This is a genomic window from Amycolatopsis keratiniphila subsp. keratiniphila (assembly GCF_001620365.2).
Taxonomy (GTDB): domain Bacteria; phylum Actinomycetota; class Actinomycetes; order Mycobacteriales; family Pseudonocardiaceae; genus Amycolatopsis; species Amycolatopsis keratiniphila.
Genome location: NZ_LQMT02000004.1, coordinates 34,053 through 49,276, shown reverse-complemented (window position 1 = coordinate 49,276; position 15,224 = coordinate 34,053). Strand labels below are relative to the sequence as shown.

The following is a 15,224-nucleotide window of genomic DNA, read 5'->3' as shown; positions in this document are numbered from 1 at the left end:
GGCCCGAAGGAAGACCTCGCCTCCTACGGTGAGAAGGCCAAGGGCATGACGCCGGTGTACATCCGGATGACGGTGGAGAACGTCGGCGGCACGGACCTCAGCTACAGCACGGTGCGGATGCGCGCGGTCGGCCCGGACAACAAGAGCACCGGCGTGATCATCACCGGCGAGACCACCGCCTGCCAGTCCGAGTCGGCGAAGAAGGACTTCAAGACCGCCGGCGCGACCTACGAGACCTGTGAGCTGCAGGCCATCAGGGACGGCGGCGAGGTCGGCGGCGCGGAATTCAACGATGGCGACGGGTACAAGGACGACCCGATCGTCTGGAAGAAGTAGCCTGATCGCGCGTGAAGGCCCCCTTCCCTCGGCTGAGCCGAGGGAAGGGGGCCTTCACGCGCCTCACTGAGACTGCGGGAGCTGGTTCTCCTGCGTAGCGTTGTCGTGATGGTCCACGTGCACCGGACGATCACCGTCCGAACCCCCGCCCAGACCGTCGTCGGCTATCTGCGGGACTTCGCGCACGCCGAGTCGTGGGATCCCGGCACCGTGTCCTGCACCCGCACCGACACCGGCCCGATCGTCGTCGGCTCGCGGTGGCACAACGTGTCGGAGTTCCGCGGCAAGAAGACGGAGCTCACCTATCGGCTCGACCGGCTGGAGCCGGACCGGATCGTGTTCGTCGGCAGCAACAAGACCGCGACGTCCACCGACGATCTGACCATTTCCGAAGCGGACGGCACGACGACCGTCAGCTACCACGCCACCATCGAGTTCCACGGCCTGGCGAAACTCGCGGACCCCTTCCTCAAACGGCAATTCGAGAAGATGGGCGACGAGCTGGTCCCGGCGATGAAGGCGACCCTCGAAGCGCTTCCAGCCTCGTGAGTGTTGAGGACGGTTCTAACCCGAATCGCCACTCACGACCACCTATACCGAACGGCGCCTTCGCGTGCTTGAACGGACGACACGTGTGATCAGACGGACGACACTCGTGATCAGATGGACGACACGGCCGTGGCGAAGCCTTCGCCGCGAGTCGTCCGTCCAGACACGCGTGTCGTCCGTCTGATCACACGTGTCGTCCAACCAGTCACGCAAGCCCGCCAGTAGGTGACCAGGACACGCTTGGCTCTAACCCGAAACGCTACTCACGAGGCGATCATTTCCGTGGGCCGCTCAGGCGTCGCACCGCGTTCGCGCAGGCGAGGGACTCCAGGAGCGGGACCGTCCGGTCCCAGCCCAGGCAGGCGTCGGTGATGCTCAGGTCGGGCCGGGGCCGTGCGGAGCCGACGTCCTGCCTGCCGTCGGCGAGGTACGACTCGATCATCACGCCGGCCAGGGCGTCGTTGCCCGCCGAGATCTGGTCCGCCAGGTCGGCGACGACGACGGGCTGCCGGTTGTGGTCTTTGCCGCTGTTGCCGTGCGAGGCGTCGACGACGAGCCGGTGCGGCAGGCCGGCGGCGGTCAGCGCGTCGAGGGCGTCCGCGACCGCGTGGGCGTGGTGATTGGGTTTCGGGCCGCCGCGCAGCACGAGATGCGCGTCCGGATTCCCGGCGCTGCGCTGGATCCGCGGCCGTCCGTCGGCGGCGGCGCCCGGGAAGACGTGGGGCAGCGCGGCCGCCCGGACCGCGGCGACGGCGGTGTCCAGCCGCCCGGACACACAGTTCTTCATGCCCACCGGCATCGGCAGCCACGACGCCAGCTGACGGTGCGGCTGGCTGGCGACGGTCCGCGCGCCGATCGCGCCCCAGCTGATGGTGTCCGCGAAGTACGGCGCCAGGAACGGGTCGACGAACTCGTAGGCCAGCGGCAGCCCGGTCGCGGCGGCCTCGTCCAGGAACCGCCGTCCGATCCGGACCCCGGACGCGAGATCGCCCTTGCCGTCCAGGGTGGGGTCGGGCACCAGGCCGGTCCAGCCCGCGATCGTCCGCGGTTTCTCCAGGTAGGCGCGCAGGACCACGACGAGGTCGTCGGCGAACCGGCGCGACGCCTCCGCGAGCCGGTGCGCGTACTCGAGCGCGCCGTCGGTGTCGTGCACCGAACACGGGCCCACGACGACGAGCAGCCGCGAGTCGCGCCGAGCCAGCACGTCGGCGACGGTTTCGCGGTGCCGGATGATCTCCTCCGGCACGAAGCCGCTCGTGGCCACCTCGGCCGGGCTGGGCAGCTGGTCAAGCATCCGCATGACCTTTCTTCTTGTCGGGGGCGGCCTGGGGCAGCCGCGTCGCACCGGCCACCGCCACGACGGCGAGGCCGAGAACACACCAGAACGCGTCGGCGAAGGCGGCGGCGACATCCGTGCCGCGCGCGGCCAGCCGGGCCTGCAGCACCACGGCCAGCACCGCGGTGCCGATCGAGCCGCCGAGCGTGTTGAGCAGATTCAGCGCCCCGGCCGCGCGGGGCAGCCGGGCGGGTTCGACGCGGCGGTAGACGATCGTCATCACCGGTGCGCCGATCAGCGCCGCGCCGAAACCGCGCAGCAGCAGGGAAACCACGATCACCCAGTCCGGAAGCCCCGGGCCGAGCTGGGTGAACGGGGCGGTGCCGAGGGCGACCAGCCCGATCCCGCTCAGCACCAGCGTGCGCGGCGGGATCCGGTCTACGAGCCGGTTCACCAGTACCGAACCGGCCGCCGCGCCGATGCCCTGGGGCACCAGCAGCAGGCCGGTGTCCCAAGTGGACAGTCCGGGACCGCGCTGGAGGTAGAGCGGGAGCAGGAACATCGTGCCGAACACCGACGCGCCGAGCAGTACCAGTGCCAGCGCGGCGCCCCCGAACGGCGGCTTGGTGAACAAGCGTGGATCCAGCAACGGGGCTTCGGCCCGCAGACCATGCCGGACGAACGCCGCCAGCATCACTACACCGAGCGCGACGGCGATCCCGGCGACCATCGGTGTCCCCTGTTCGAACCAGGTGAGCCCGAAGACCAGGACGGCCAACCCCGGCGAGAGCAAAAGCGCACCCCGGAAGTCGAAGCGCTCGCCCTTACCCCCGGGTTCACTCTCGGGAACCCAGCGCCGGGCCAGGAAAACCGCCACCACACCGATCGGGAGATTGACGTAGAACAGCCACGGCCAGTCGGCGACCGCGAGGATCGTGCCGCTCGCCAGCGGGCCGAGCACCGGTGACAAAAGCGGGACGAGGCCGACGACGGCGATCACGCGGCCGATGCGGTCCCGTCCGGCGGCCCGCGCCAGCAACGCCTGACCGGTCGGCGGGAGCAGGCCGCCCGCGAGCCCTTGCAGGACACGGAACGCGATGAGCGCGGGCAGTGTCGGCGCCAGCGCGCACAACAGGGACGCCAGCAGGAACACGACGACGGCGGTGAGCCAGACGCGGCGGCCGCCGAACCGGTCGGCGAGCCAGCCGGACGCCGGCACGGCGGTGACCACGGCCAGCAGATACGCCGTCGTCACCCATTGGACGCCGGTGACCGGCGCCCCGAACTCGTCGGCGAGGGTGTCGACGCCGACCGAGACGATCGTGCTGTCCAAAGTGGCCATGAAGGTGCCGAGCACCAGCACGGCCGCAGTGCGCCACAGCGCGGCGTCGATCGGGCGCGCGGTCACCGCTCCCCCACGAACCCGGCGGCGTCGCCGTCGAGCCAGGACGGCAGCTTCCGCAGATACCCGACCAGGTCGTCGGCCAGCGACCGGGCGTCGGCTTCCTTCGCGTACAGAACGCCTTCCCAGCCTTGCTCGCCGGGGACGACCGTGACGCTCACCGGGTGATGCGTGCGTTCGCGGAACCTCGTCCCGGTGACGGTCAGGCCGGGCGCCGGTTCGCGCAGCTTCGCCGGATCCACCGGATAATTCTCGAAGACGAGCAGGCTGTCGAACAGCCGCTCGCGTCCGGCCAGCGACGCGAGTTCCGGCAGGCCCATCCGGTGATGCGCGGCCATCGCCTGCTGCCGCGCCTGCAGGTCGGCGAGTGCCTCGGCGACGGTCCCGGTGAACCTGGCCCGGACCGGGACGCTGTTCGCCAGGAGACCGATGATGTCCTCGACACCGTCCACATCGGACGTCCGGTTCGAGGTCATCACCCCGAAGCTGACGTCGGGGCGTCCGGCGTGGGTCGCGAGCACGGCCGCCCACGCACCTTGCAGCAGGGTGTTGACGGTGAGCCCTCGTTCCGCGCCCAGTTTGGTCAGCCTCGCGACCAGCCGACCGTCCACAGTGAACAGAGCAGGATCGGCGGAGCCTCCGGTACGCGGCAGGTGGTCGCCTTCGGGCAGGCCGTCGAGTTCCCTGCGCCACGCCCGGACGTCGGCCGAGTGATCGGCCGCGGCGAGCAGTCGCGTGTACCGCGTCGGCGGCACCGGCTCCGGCAACGGCTTCCCCGCGTACAACGCGAACAGCTCGCCCAGGATGCGCGGCGCGGACCAGCCGTCGGACAGCAGATGATGGCTGGTCAGCACGAGCGTCTGATTGCCGTGCCTCAGGACGGTGACCCGCCACAGCGGACCGTGCGCCAGGTCGAACGGTTCCGCCAGTTCCTCGTCCAACGCCGTGTCCACTTCGGACGCGTCGCGCACGCGGAACCCGGCCCGCGGCTCGGCGGGGATCACCTGGACCTCGTGCGACGGCGGGAACACCGCGCCCAGATTCGGCTGCCGTCGCACCAAGGCGTCCGCCGCCCTCCGCAGCGCGTCGACGTCCAGGTCGCCGGACAGCGTGAACGCCGCCTGCACTCGATACGGATCGTCCTCCGCCGCCCGGGATTCGCGCAGGATCACCTCCTGCAACGGGGTCAGCGGCAGGATCTCGCCGGGCCCGGGCACGTCGGCGGCGAGAGCGTCCAGCTCGCGACGGAAGTGCTCGCCCAGCACGGTGATCTCGTCCTCGGTGAACAGCGCGGACGGCCAGGTGAAGCGGACGCCGAGCGTGCCGCCGTCGGGGACCATCGCGTTCACCGTCAGCGCGTACGGCAGCGGCATCTCCGCCCCGCCGCCCGAACCGAGCGGATCCGCGTCCGGTGGGCGCTGCCACAGGGTCTCCTCGACCGGGGCCGCGGGGAAGCGACCGAGGTAGTTCCAGGCCACCTCCGGCCGTGGGCCGCCGACCTCCAGAATCCCGTATCCGAGCCCGTCTCCAGCCGCGCGCAGGTGATCACGCACCGCCCGCAGCGTGTCCGGCACCGGCCCGGACGGCGGGGCGATCCGCGCCGGATGCACGGCGGTGAACCAGCCGGCGGTCTGCGCCAGGTCGACCGTGCCCGCGAAGTCCGGGGTGTGTCCCGGACGTCCGTGGCTCTCGACGGCGACGAGCAGATCGGCGCCGGTCCCGCGCCAGGCGGCGACGGCGCGGGCCAGCGCGGTCAGCAGCACGGTGTCCGGACCGGTGCGGTAGGCCGTCGGCAGCGCGGTGAGCACGGCGTGGGTCGTGGCCTCGCCGAGGTCGATCCGGTGATGCCGTGCGGTCGCCACGGTATCCCGCACCGGATCGAGCTTGCTCCGGCCGAGCGTGCTCGCCGAAGCGGCGGCGACGCCCTGCCAGTGCCGCATTTCGTCCTCTCGATGCGGGGCGGCCGCGCGCAGCGACCGCGCCCAGCCCAGGAACGACTGGCCGCGCCGGTGCAGGGTGTTGCCGTGGAAGGCCTGTTCGACGTCGTCGAGCAGGACACGCCAGGTCACCGCGTCGGCCACCAGGTGGTGCGCCACCAGCAGCAACCGTCCGGGCCGGTCCCCGGCGTCCGCCAGCACCGCCCGCACCAGCGGTCCGGTGCGCGGGTCCATCCGCGCGACGATCTCCTCGACCTGCTCGTCCAGCGCTGCACGAGGATCACCGGAGACGCGGACGGCGGTGAGCACGTCGGCACCGGTCACGGCACCGACGTCCGGGACGCGCAGCGCGTCCTCGACCAGATGTGCGCGCAGGACGTCGTGGCGGGCGAGAACGGCGTCGAGCACCGCGGTCCAGCGCGGGACGTCGTCCGCCGAAGGCACGCAGATCTCGACCCACTGGCAGAACCCGTCGGCCGCCTTTCCCGCGCGCCGCAGCAGATCCCACATGATCGGCGTGAGCGGGGCGTCGCCGACCGCGTGGGCTTCCTCGGCCCGTCCGGGTTCGCCGCAGCGCGCGGCGATCCCGGCGACCGTGCCGCCTTCGAGGACGTCGCGCGCGGTCAGGTGCAGCCCTTCGCGGCGGGCGCGGGAGACCACCCGCAGCGAGGCGATGCTGTCGCCGCCCGCGTCGAGGAACCCGTCGTCGAGGCCGACGTCGGGGCCGAGCAGCTCGCGGACCACTCGCAGCAGCACGGCTTCCGCCGGGGTGGCGGGTTCCCGTCCGCCGTCGGAGCGGGCTTCCGGCGCGGGCAGCGCGGCCCGGTCCAGCTTGCCGCTCGGGCCGAGCGGAAGCCGGTCCAGCGGCACGAACGCGGTCGGCACCATGTACGCGGGCAGTTCCGCGGCGAGGTACTCGCGCAGCGCGGCGGGATCGGGGTCGGCGCCGTCCACGGGTACGACGTAGGCGACCAGCCGGTCCTCGCGGACGATCACCGCGGCGGCACGCACGTCGTCGTGCGCGGTCAGCGCGGTCTCGATCTCGCCGAGTTCGATCCGGAACCCGCGCAGTTTGACCTGGTGGTCGGCGCGGCCGAGGAAGACGATCTGCCCGTCCGGACGCCAGCGGACCAGGTCGCCGGTGCGGTACATCCGCTCCCCCGGCGGCCCGAACGGGTCGGCGACGAACCGTTCCGCCGTCAGCGCCGCCCGGCCGACGTAGCCCTGTGCGAGCTTCGGCCCGGCCAGATACAGCTCGCCCGTGACGTTCGTGCCGACCGGGAGCAGCCCGCCGTCCAGCACGTACGCGCGGACCTCCGGGTCCGGACGGCCGATCGGCAGCGGGCCGGGGTCGGCCGGATCGTAGTGCCAGGTGACCGAGTTGATGGTGACCTCGGTCGGCCCGTAGGCGTTGAACAGCGCCCGCCGGTTTCCCCAGCGCCGCGCCAGTTCCGGATCGAGCCGCTCAGCGCCGACGACGAAGAACACGTCCGGGTCGACGGTCGCGTCGTCGGGCATCGCGGACAGGAACGAGGGCAACAGGTTGAGCCCGGTGACGCGGTGTTCGGCGGCGTACGCCAGGAGGTCGTCGCCGGAGATCCTCACCTCCTCCGGCGCGATCACCGACGTGCCGCCGGACAGCAACGGCAGCATGAACTGCCAGAACGCGACGTCGAAACTCGTCGAGGCGAAATGCAGGTACCGCTCGGCGGTCCCGATCCCGACGACGTCCTCCTGCAGTGCGATCAGGCTCGGGACGCCGCGGTGCGGCACCGCCACACCCTTGGGTTTGCCGGTGGTGCCGGAGGTGTAGATGACGTAAGCGATCGCGTCCGCGCACGAAGGTACGGCCGGATCCGAGTCCTCAGTGGACAGTTCGGCCGGGTCGATCACCGGGAGACCTTCGACGGCCGAAGTGGACACGACGGCGGCGGGCCGGATGTCGCCCAGCATGTAGGCGAGCCGGTCGGCCGGGTAGTCCGGGTCCATCGGCACGTGCACCGCACCGGCCTTGATCACGCCGAACAGCGCGACCACGAGGTCGACGTCGCGGCGCAACAGGACCGCGACCGGGTCCTGCGGTTTCACCCCGGCGTCGATCAGGGTGTGCGCGAGCCGGTTCGCACGGCGGTCCAGTTCTGCGTAGGTCAGGCTCCGGTCGCGGCACACGACGGCTTCGGCGGCCGGCGTCTCGCGGACCCAACGGCCGAACTCCTCCAGCATGCCGCCGCGTTCGCGTTTCGGTTCCGGTCCTTCGCCGAGACGCAGCATCGCGCGTTCTTCCTCGGCGCCGAGCGCCCGCAACCGGGAGACCGGTCGCGTCGGGCCGGCGACGATCTCGTGCAGTATCGCCCGCAGCCAGCGGCCGTAGGACTCGGCCTCCTCGCGGGTGAACGACTGGGGCTGGTAGCCGAGGCCGATCGTGAACTCGTCGCCGGGCAGCACGATCACCGTGAGCGGGTAGTGCGTCGCGTCGGTGATGTCGACGCCGACGAGGTCGAGACCGGGCGCCAGCGTGGTGCGGGCGCGGCTGGAGAGCGGGAAGTTCTCCATCACCAGCATCGTGTCGAACAGGTCGCCGACCCCGGCCGCGCGCTGGATGTCCGGTAGCCCGGCGTGATGGTGATCGGTGAGCCGCACGCTGTCGGTGTGCACGCGTTCCAGCACGGTGGCCGCGGTCTCGGCTGCGCCGAACCGCACGCGCACCGGGATCGTGCTGCCCAGCTGGCCGATCATGCGCTCGACGCCGGGGACGTCGGCGGGGCGGCCGGAGACCGGGCAGCCGAAGACCACGTCGCGGCGGCCGGTCAGCCTGGCGAGCAACGCTCCCCAGGCGGTCTGGAACACCGTCGTCGGGGTGATGCCGCGTTCGCGGGCGAAAGCGCGCAGCCGTTCGCTGAACTCCCCGCCGAGTTCCACGGTGACGCGTTCCGGACGCTCCACAGTGGACTCGACGCTGGCCGGGGCGAGCCGCGTTCCTTCGTCCAATCCGGACAGTGCTTCGCGCCACGCTTCCAGCGCGGCGTCCGGGTCGCGTTCGCCGAGCACCCGGTGGTACTCCGAAAGCGGGGGTGCGACCGGGGCCGCCGGTCCGCCGCCGAGTTCGGCGTAGGTGGCCAGCAGGGTGCGGCCGACCAGCGGCATCGACCAGCCGTCGAGCAGTGCGTGGTGATTCGTGAGCACCAGGCGGTGCTCGTCCGGACCGAGCGTGAGCAGCAGGAACCGGATCAGCGGCGGGGTCGCCGGGTCGAAGGGGCGGGCGAGTTCGGTGCGACATTCGGCCTCGACCCGGTCCGGCGAGACGTTCGCGAACCGCCAGTCCAGCGTGACCTCGGCGGGCACCACCTGGACGACCTCGCCCGCGTCGGTGGTGTGCAGGTGGACGCGCAGCGCCGGGTGCCGCCGCAGTACTTCAGCCGCGGCCTCGCGCATGCGGTCCGCGTCGAGCGCGCCACTGAGCAGCGTGACGGCCTGGACCACGTAGACGTCGGTGTCTTCGGTGCCGCGTGCCAGGGTGTGGAACGAAAGCCCGGTCTGCAGCGGGGTCGCGGGCAGGACGTCCTCGACGCGGCCGAGGCGTTCGAGCGCGTCGATGTCGGCCTGGTCGAGTCCGACCAGCGGGAGATCCGACGGGGTGAGCCCGCCGCCGTCCGGACCGATCCGGGCGGCGTGCGCCGCCATCGCTTCCAGCGCAAGCGACCACGCTTCTTGAAGCGCGGCAACGCTTTCCTCGGACAGGACGGCACCGGCCGCGGTCCATTCGACGGCGAGCTGAGGACGGCCTTCCTCGCGGACGAAGCAGTTCAGCGCCAGCACCTGTTCCAGCGACTTGGCGTCCGGTTCGGTGACCGCGAACGGGTCCTCCTCGGGCAGCCGCCAGCCGGTGCCGGGCAGGGCCGCGAACCGGCCGAGGTAGTTCAGGACGACGTCCGGCGGCGGGACGGCGGCCAATTCGTCCCGGGTGAGCGGGTCGAGGTACCGCAGGACACCGAAGCCGACACCGTTGTCAGGGACCGCGCGTTTGGCCTCTTTGGCGGCCCGCAGCATCTCTCCGGCCGCCGCCACTCCGGCGGGAACGCGCACGGGATACTCGGCGGTGAACCAGCCGACGGTGCGTGAGAGGTCCAGGCCATCATGGTCCCGGCCGTGTCCTTCGAGCGACACGGTTTCGGCCTCGACCGGGACAGCACGCCAAGACCGCAGTGCCAGCACGAGCGCGGCGAGCAGGACGTCGTCCGGTCCGGCGCGGTAAGCCGCGGGCAACGCGGTGAGCACCGCCTCGGTCTGCTCCGGGGTGGCGAGGGTGACCGACCGCCGCGCTGTCGCGACCGTGTCGGTGGCCCGGTCGAGCGGCCGGTGGCCGAGACGCGGACCGCCGAGCGCGTCGCGCCAGTGGTCGAGTTCGCCCCGCCGGGCCCCGGAAGTGCCTTGCTCGGCAAGGAGAAGCGCGTGCCGCCGCCACGACGTCCCGACCGCTTCGAGCGGCTCACCGGCACAGGCCGCACGCAGATCCGGCAGGAGGACCCGCCACGAAACCCCGTCCACCGCCAAGTGGTGCAGCACGATCACGAGGTGGTCCGGCAGCAACGCGACCTTGAGCACCCCGGCCCGGAGATCGAGCGACTCCGCGAGTTCCGCCGCGACCTCGGCCGGTTCGCCGGTCGTCTCGATGACCACGTCCGACGCCCGCACCGCTCCGCGTTCCCGGACCCGCATTTCGTCCTCTAAATGCAGACGGAGGACGTCGTGGTGGTCCAGCAGCGTTTGCACGCCCTCGGTCAGCAGGGCGGGTGGGAGGTCCTCGTCGAGCCGGACGGCGGTCCACTGGGTGTATCCGGAAATCGTCGTGACGTCCGGATGCGGATCGAGCAGCGCGCGGGCGATCGGCGGGACGGGCACCGTGCCGACCGGCTCGTCCGGCGGGGCGGCCGGCGTGCCGAGCTCCGCGCTCGCCGCCGCCAGCGCCTCGAAGCTGCGGCGGGCCAGCAGATCACGCGGGCGCAGGTCGAGGCCGTGCGCGCGCAGCCTGCTGCTGACGCTGATCGCGGTGATGCTGTCGCCGCCCAGCGCGAAGAAGTCGTCGTCGACGGCGACCTCGTCGACGCCGATCACCTCGGCGATGGTGGCGCACAGCAGTCGCTCGCGGTCGGTGGCCGCGGCGCGTCCGGCCGCCGCCCGCGGGGCGGGCAGGGCGGGACGGTCGATCTTCCCGTTGGGGGTCAACGGAAGCGTGTCGAGCACGACGACGGCGGCGGGCACGAGATGCTCCGGCACCCGACCGGCGAGTTCCGCGCGGACCTCGTCCGGGACGACCTCGCCGACGACGTAGCCGACGAGCCTGGGCCCGCGCACCGCGGCGGCCGCCGCACGCACGCCGGGAACGGCTGCCAGAGCGGCCTCGACCTCGCCGAGTTCGACGCGGTACCCACGCACCTTCACCTGGCCGTCGCGGCGGCCCAGGTACTCCAGCCCACGGCCGGGCACCCAGCGGACGAGATCCCCGGTGCGGTACATCCGGTCGCCGGGCGCGCCGAACGGATCGGCGACGAACCGTTCCGCGGTCGCGCCGGGACGTCCGAGGTAGCCGCGCGCCAGATGCGGGCCCGCCAGATACAGCTCTCCCGGCGTTCCGGCGGGCGCGGGCCGCAACGCGGCGTCGAGCACCCGGACCGCCGTACCCGGCACCGCGGTGCCGATGGTCGGTTCCCCATCGTCCAGCCACGATCCGGCACCGTCCACAGTGGCCTCGGTCGGGCCGTACATGTTGCGGGCGCGGACACCGGAGGCCGCGACGCGACGCCACAGCGCGGGCGGAGTCGCCTCGCCGCCGAGGACGAGCAGCGCGGGCGCGTCGGGGCCGTCGAGCAGTCCGGCGTCGACGAGCGGTGCGGCCATCGACGGCGTGGTATCGACGACGTCGATCCGGTCGCGGGCGAAGGCGGCCAACAGTTCGTCGGCGTCCCTCGCGACATCGGTGCCGTAGACGTGGAGTTCGTGCCCGAACAGCAGCCACATCAACTGGTCGAGCGCGGAGTCGAAGGCGAACGAGTAGGTGTGCGCGACGCGCAGCCGCCTGCCCGCGGCGCGTTCGGTCTCGGCGACCGTCGTCGCGCGGTGGTGGCGCAGCAGCGTCGCGAGTCCGCCCACCCGGCCGAGGACGCCCTTGGGCCGTCCGGTCGAGCCGGAGGTGAAGATGACGTACGCCAGATGCTCCGGATGGCGGGGAATCCCCAGCGGCGAAGAGTCCAGAGTGGACAGATCGGTCTCATCGAGCAGCAAATGCGGTCCCGGCACGATTCCCGGCTCGTGGGCCACCGTGAGCACCGCACCGGCTTCGGCGGCGAGTTCCCGCAGGCGTTCGACGGGATGCGCCAGATCCAGCGGCAGGAAGACGGCCCCGGCGTCGAGCACCGCCAGCAGGGCGACGACGAGATCCGCGGACCGCGGCAGGGCCAGCGCGACGACGTCGTCCGCCCCGGCGCCGCGAGCCCGCAGTGCCCGGGCGAGGCGGTGGACCCGCGCGACGAGTTCGCCCGCGGTCAGCCGTTCGTCGCCGAAGACCAAGGCGGTCTGGCCGGGATCCAGCCGGTCGAGAAGTTCGGATACGTCAAGGAGTTCGCTCTCCGGTGCGGGTGTCGACCACGCCTGCAGCAGCGCGTCACGCTCCCCCGCCGGGACCAGATCCGCGCCGGCGACCGGCGGGCCGTCCGGCCCTGTCAATGCGGTGATCAGGCAGCGCAACGCGGTCAGCTTCGCGTCGACGGCGGCCTGGTCGTGTGTCCGCGCGTCGACCTCGAACCCGAGCAGCAGCCCGCCGTCCGAGGTCGGCAGCACCGACAGCCCCATGTCCTCGGGCGGCCCGCCCGCGACGTTGCGCATCGTGCCGTGCGAGCCCGCGAAGTCGAGCTTCAGATCGAACGCCTTGAGGTTGATGCCACGGCCGTGCAGCAGCGCCCCTGCGCCGGGCACCGCGAGATCCTGCGGCAGGTCCTCGCCGCGATACCGCTGATGCGTGCGCATTTCCTTCAGCGCGCCCGCGACCCGCGCGGTCAGCTCGGCCGCCGAATCCTCCGGGAGCACCGTGACCCGCAACGGCAGCACGTTGACCGCCATCGCCGGGGTCCGCAGCGCCGCACCTTCGCGGCACATCAACGGCATCGCGAACACGACGTCGGTCCAGCCGAGCACGCGGTGCAGGAACGCGGCGTAGCAGGCGATCAGCGCGTCGCCCCACGTCGTCCCGGCGCGTTTGCCCAGTTCACGAAGCCGGGCCAGATCGGAAGCGGGCAGGACAGACCGGGCGGTGACAGTCTGCTCAGGCGGACCCGCCGCGCCGCCGGCGTCGTCGAGATCCGGCAACGGCGTGAACCGCTCCCGCCAGTACTCGCGGTCCTGGGTGAATCGTTCGCTCTCGCGATAGGCGCGGTCGGCCTCGACGAGGTCGGCGAACCGGGCGAACGTCGAAGCCGGGACGTCCTTGCCCTGCACCGAAGCGGTGTAGCGGGCCGCCGTCCGGCGCGCGAGCATCGCCGCGGTGTAGCCGTCGAACACCAGGTGATGCCCGAGCTGGGTGAACCACACGTGCGACTCGGACAGCCGCAGCACGAGATGAGCGAACAGGGGCCGGTCCACCATCCCGCGGCAGGCTTCGGCGACCCGGCGGCGTTCGGCGTCCACGCGCTCGTGCGCGGCGGCGACCGGATCGGCCTCACCACGCAGATCCACCACGTCCGGCAGCGGCAGCGCTTGTTCCGACACGACCTGACGCGGACCGTCCGGCGTCTCGAAGACCCGCAGCCGCAGGCTGTCCGCCTCTTCGGCGGTCGCCCGGATCGCTTCGGTCAGCGCGACGACGTCGACCGGGTCGTCGCCGACGATCTCGATGACGTCTCCGACGACGTAGTAAGGCGAATCGGGTTCGAGGCGCTGCGCGGTCCAGATACCCAGCTGGGCACCGGTGAGATTCAGCATGAAGGCACCACCATCGGGGTTCCGGTCACCGGGTCGGGCACGACGACACTGGGGAGATCGAAGACCTCCTTCATCAATTCCGCGTCGACGATGTCGGACGGCGCGCCCTCGGCGACGATCCGGCCGTCCCGCAGGGCGACGAGGTGATCGGCGTACCGGCAGGCCTGGTTGATGTCGTGCAGGACGGCGATCACCGTGCGGCCCTCGTCGCGCAGGCGGGCCAGCAGGCTCAGCAACTGGTACTGGTGCGCGATGTCCAAAAAGGACGTCGGTTCGTCGAGCAACAGGTACGGCGTCTTCTGCGCCAGCACCAGCGCCACCCACACGCGCTGACGCTGTCCGCCCGAGAGCTCCTGCACCGGCCGGTCGGCCAGCCCCGCCACCCCGGCCGCGGTCATCGCGTCGAGCACCGCGCGTTCGTCCTCTTCGGACCAGGTGGCGAACAACGACTGGTGCGGGAACCGGCCGCGTGCGATCAGCTGCCGGACGCGGACGTCCTCCGGGGCGACCGGATCCTGCGGCAGGAAGCCGAGCTCCCGTGCCAAACCCTTGCCGGGGAAGGAACCCACGTCCTTGCCGTCGAGCAGGACCTCACCGTCCGCCGGGCGCAGCAGCCGGACGAAGGCACGTAGCAGCGTGGACTTGCCGCACGCGTTCGGTCCGACGACGGCGGTGAACGCGCGGTCGGGCACGTCGAGGCTCAGCCGGGTCGACACGACCCGGTCGCCGTAGCGCAGGGTCAGGTCCCGAGCGGTCAAGCGGGCACTCATGTGCGCCGAACCTCCTTGGTGAGCAGCCAGATCAGGTAGCCGCCGCCGATCACGGTGCTGACCACACCGACCGGCAGCGATTCCGGCGCGAGCAACATCTGGGCGGCCAGGTCGGCACTGGTCAGCAGCACGGCGCCGGTGAGGGCGGCGGGTAGCAGGGCGATACCGGGCGTGCGGGCCAGCCGCCGCCCGATCTGCGGTGCGGCCAGCGCGATGAACGCGATCGGGCCCGCCACGGCGGTCACCGTGGCCGTGCAGCCCACCCCGATCAGCACCAGGACCAGCCGCAGCCGGTCCCAGCGGACCCCGGTGGTGACGGCCAGCGCGCCGCCGAGCGCGGCCTGGTGCAGCGCGGGTGCCCTGGTGAACAGCACGACGAACAGCACCGCGAGTACCGCGAACGGGATGGCGACGTCGTCCCAGCCGACCCCGTTGAGGGAACCGGCGTTCCAGCCGACGGCCGCGATCGCGATCTCGAGTTCGGCACGCAGCACGATCCACGAATTGAGCGCGGTCAGCATCGCGTTGATCGCGATCCCGATGACGATCAGCCGCAGCCCGGACAGTCCGCCGCCAAGTGAGAGCGCGTAGACGATGGCCGCCGTGATCACACCGCCGAGCACCGAACCGATGGTCAGCTGCGTCGACGTCCCCGAGAGCACGGTGATCGCGAACAGCGCGCCGGTGTACGCGCCGGCGTCGAGACCGATCACGTCCGGACTGCCGAGCGGGTTGCGGGTGACGTTCTGGAAGATCGCGCCCGCCAGGCCGAGCGCGGCACCGAACACCAGCCCGGCCAGTACCCTGGGCAGCCGCCATTCGCGGATGACCACGCCCGGCCCGCCACCGGATCCGGTGAGCGCGGCGAACACCCGGGCGGGGCTCGCCCACGCCGCGCCGTAGCAGAGCCCGAGCAGCGTCAGACCGGCGATGACCACCAGCATCGCCACGAAGAAGACGAGGGTGCGGCGTTCCATCCGGGC

At 71.9% G+C, this 15,224-nt stretch carries 6 protein-coding genes and 1 pseudogene; 2 read left to right on the top strand and 5 right to left on the bottom strand.

Annotated features, from left to right (window positions below; genetic code table 11):
- Both AVR91_RS01990 and AVR91_RS01985 read left to right on the top strand, forming a co-directional pair.
- Positions 1-336, top strand: a pseudogene (locus tag AVR91_RS01990) (hypothetical protein); the annotation flags it as partial.
- Positions 337-444: 108 nt separating this feature from the next.
- A complete protein-coding gene (locus AVR91_RS01985; protein WP_072027402.1) occupies positions 445-885 on the top strand; it encodes an SRPBCC family protein in 441 nt (146 codons plus the stop codon).
- Between the two features lie 274 nt (positions 886-1,159).
- Here the strand turns inward: AVR91_RS01985 and AVR91_RS01980 are convergent, their stop codons facing one another.
- From AVR91_RS01980 to AVR91_RS01960, 5 genes are read right to left on the bottom strand one after another with little or no spacing between them, the layout of a single operon-like run.
- A complete protein-coding gene (locus AVR91_RS01980) occupies positions 1,160-2,185 on the bottom strand; it encodes a 3-deoxy-7-phosphoheptulonate synthase (protein WP_063273855.1) in 1,026 nt (341 codons plus the stop codon).
- Positions 2,172-3,569, bottom strand: coding sequence for a DHA2 family efflux MFS transporter permease subunit (locus AVR91_RS01975; protein ID WP_063273854.1), 1,398 nt, complete (start codon positions 3,567-3,569; stop codon positions 2,172-2,174). The genes AVR91_RS01980 and AVR91_RS01975 overlap by 14 nt, the downstream gene beginning before the upstream one ends.
- Positions 3,566-13,471 carry a non-ribosomal peptide synthetase gene (locus AVR91_RS01970; RefSeq protein WP_063273853.1) on the bottom strand — a complete coding sequence of 3,302 codons (9,906 nt, stop codon included), beginning with the start codon at positions 13,469-13,471 and terminating at the stop codon, positions 3,566-3,568. The genes AVR91_RS01975 and AVR91_RS01970 overlap by 4 nt, the downstream gene beginning before the upstream one ends.
- A complete protein-coding gene (locus AVR91_RS01965) occupies positions 13,465-14,241 on the bottom strand; it encodes an ABC transporter ATP-binding protein (RefSeq protein WP_063273852.1) in 777 nt (258 codons plus the stop codon). Before AVR91_RS01965 ends, AVR91_RS01970 begins: the two co-directional genes overlap by 7 nt.
- On the bottom strand, positions 14,238-15,218 hold the full coding sequence (locus AVR91_RS01960) for a FecCD family ABC transporter permease (protein WP_063273860.1): 981 nt from the start codon (positions 15,216-15,218) through the stop codon (positions 14,238-14,240). The genes AVR91_RS01965 and AVR91_RS01960 overlap by 4 nt, the downstream gene beginning before the upstream one ends.
- Positions 15,219-15,224 lie beyond the last annotated feature (6 nt).